Raw genomic sequence first — 2,591 nt, 5'->3', positions numbered from 1 at the left:
ACGAAGAAAAGTGCGGCCAGCCCACTAGTACCAAGAACAACTTCTGTATCCATCATGCGGCCTCCCTAAGCGGCCTAACGCCTGAATTAAGCCGAGCCGCGAAGCGGCTTCGGCTTGAATGAATTGTTAGGGGGCGTGCCGTTTAGCCACACGCCTAAAGATCTCAATAGCCGGTATGCCAATGCCGAATAGCGCCAAATACGGCTCATACGATCCCTTTGGATCATTGATCCACATACCAATGATAATGGCGGCCGCAACGATAAAGATGGCCTCAGTACCAAGTAGCACCTTATCTGTACGGCTCAAGCCGAGAGTTGAGGCCTTAGTGGCCCAATACGCTCGAATGTTTGAGCGAAATGTTTCTTGAGAGGCGGAAAGCTCCGAGGTGACTTCAGGCTCGACCGCACTAACGAGGCTGGCGTTTCCAGCGAGAGTTGCGCTTTTTAGCAAGCCATCATTGATGGATGAGATTAGTGAGGAAGTGCTGCTGGAGATGGCATCAATAATCGTGGCATCAAATCCCGGACTTCCGTCCGGCCTCGAGCGAACAAATTGCTCAAGCTCTGAGAAATAGGATTGGATAGTAGAGCGTGCGATACCAGCCGATTCCTTGACCGTTGCACCTGAACGAAGCCTGCCTTGAGCCGCATTCTTGGCGTGAAGGGACTTTAGGTTGGACTGAAGCGACTCGATGGAGCGCGCGGAAATGATCTCTGCGCGCTTTTTTATCTCGGTCAACTCTATGCGCTGCATCCAAGCCCCCTAACGCCTGAATTAAGCCGAGCCGCGAAGCGGCTTCGGCTTGAATGAATTGTTAGGTTGCAACCACGCGCAACCCGACTATGACAAGCAACAGTAGAGCAGAAGTTATCGGCGGAGCCAGTAGCGCACGAATGACCCAATTGGCGCTGCGATAGAGCCGAAGTAGGAGCGCTGAGGCGATTGAACAAGCGGCCAGGGTAGCGATGAAGTCTGGGTTGAGAAGAAAGTCGGGCTGGCGTGTCACAGCCCCGAAAAGAACGAAACCCAGCGGAACTAGGAACAGCGAGGAAAGGAAAGGTGGGAGAGTAGTGGGGAGCCATCCGGCGGCCTCCACCTCACGCAGTTCTGCTTTTGGCGGCGAATACGGGTTATCTGCCATTGCAACCTAACGCCTGAATTAAGCCGACCCGCGAAGCGGGTTCGGCTTGAATGAATTGTTAGGCCTCATTGCCAGTTTGCAACAGCTGATTCTTGAGGCCTGCATCAATGTTGATCCATCTGGTGCTGGACGATAGCTCTAGGTGACAGCCCTGCTCCCGAGCAGCAGCCAGAATCTGCTGAAACCAATGGGCATACGACCAAACTCGTGGCTTGGGGGAGTGCAAAGAGGCGCGGCCAGAATCCCATTGGATCTCCATCCCCTCCCGATAAATGTATGGGAGTGAGTGGTTTGTCGGGACAACGTGGAGCCGACCATCCCCATCAATCTCAACTTGGCTAATAGCGACTCTTTCCATGAGGCCTAACGCCAGAATTAAGCCGAGCCGCGAAGCGGCTTCGGCTTGAATGAATTGTTAGGCCCCATCACGGCTGGCACTCAGCCCGCACGGACCTAACGATGCCCTTGCTGACGGCAATCTGCAGCCAGCAGGCCGATTGGGAGCTTGGATACTCCATGAAGGTGCCGTCCTCTCGATTGGCCACCAGCGGCGGGCCGTATTTTTCCTTTGCCTGAGCGAAGGGAGTACCAGGGCACACGCCGGCTGGCGTGCAGTGCTGTTTGGAAGTGCTGAGTACCTCACCGACGCGACGCCCCTCACCTAGCCATACGGTTAAGCCCGGGTATTCCATACGGATGTTGAGGAAGTCACCAGTATCCGTAGCACGGCGAGGCTGTCCGAGCTTGTGTAGAACAGCAACCTCTGTGTCGCCGAGAGCGATGCCACCCAGCGAAAGCTCTTGATCACTGACCAGCGAAGGCTCAGCGGCCGACGCCGTGCCAATCGCGAGGAAGATAATGGCCGTGCAGAGGATGTGTCCCATGGGGCCTAACGCCTGAATTAAGCCGACCCGCGAAGCGGGTTCGGCTTGAATGAATTGTTAGGCGCCAACCCGGGCGCCATGCCACATACACAAGAGCTCATTTGCCGCCGGCGCCTGGATTGCACCATTGCCATGAAGATGCCAGACGAGATGGATGGCTAGCAACTGCAAGTAACCATGCTCTATTGTGTCAAATCCCTGAGTACTGGCCGTCAGCACCCAAGCAGTATTTCCGCGGAGCTCCGGCTCGTGCGGCCGGACGGTTGGCTCAAATGACACATTTGCCGCCTCACAGAGCCGCTGGACTACGAGTGCCGAGCTACCACTATGAGTATCGATCTCAAGGGTGGCGACGTACCCAGAAATATGGCCGCCTGTGACCGTGACTCCTGGGAGCGCGTCAAGTAGCCGGCTTACTTCATTGAGAACTTGAGCGGATGAAGACATTCGTTGTGGCGCCTAACGCCCGAATTAAGCCGAGCCGCGAAGCGGCTTCGGCTTGAATGAATTGTTAGGCCGCGGCTCGATTGCCCGAGTGGCAAGCCAGAAACACACGGCCGCTG

The 2,591-nt window shown here is 55.8% G+C and carries 3 protein-coding genes; all 3 read right to left on the bottom strand.

Annotation, left to right across the window (positions count from 1 at the left end; genetic code table 11):
• Positions 1-126 precede the first annotated feature (126 nt).
• The gene (locus tag IP90_RS16470; protein ID WP_144900762.1) at positions 127-756 is read right to left on the bottom strand and encodes a hypothetical protein; all 630 of its coding nucleotides are present in this window, start codon (positions 754-756) and stop codon (positions 127-129) included.
• Between the two features lie 446 nt (positions 757-1,202).
• Complete coding sequence (locus IP90_RS17025; protein ID WP_158635391.1) at positions 1,203-1,502, bottom strand: hypothetical protein; 300 nt, start codon at positions 1,500-1,502, stop codon at positions 1,203-1,205.
• A 67-nt stretch (positions 1,503-1,569) separates the two neighbouring features.
• The gene (locus tag IP90_RS16465) at positions 1,570-2,028 is read right to left on the bottom strand and encodes a hypothetical protein (protein ID WP_144900761.1); all 459 of its coding nucleotides are present in this window, start codon (positions 2,026-2,028) and stop codon (positions 1,570-1,572) included.
• Between the last annotated feature and the right edge of the window lie 563 nt (positions 2,029-2,591).

The sequence above is a fragment of the Luteimonas cucumeris genome (assembly GCF_007830035.1).
GTDB classification, from domain to species: Bacteria; Pseudomonadota; Gammaproteobacteria; order Xanthomonadales; family Xanthomonadaceae; genus Luteimonas_C; species Luteimonas_C cucumeris.
Note: the sequence above shows the minus strand (reverse complement) of the source record. Positions and strands in the feature narration are given on the sequence as shown.

Excerpts from the sequence above, each read along its gene's own strand:
- IP90_RS17025 (WP_158635391.1), bottom strand. The coding sequence starts at position 1,502 with ATGGAAAGAGTCGCTATTAGCCAAGTTGAGATTGATGGGGATGGTCGG.
- IP90_RS16470 (WP_144900762.1), bottom strand. The coding sequence starts at position 756 with ATGCAGCGCATAGAGTTGACCGAGATAAAAAAGCGCGCAGAGATCATT.
- IP90_RS16465 (WP_144900761.1), bottom strand. The coding sequence starts at position 2,028 with ATGGGACACATCCTCTGCACGGCCATTATCTTCCTCGCGATTGGCACG.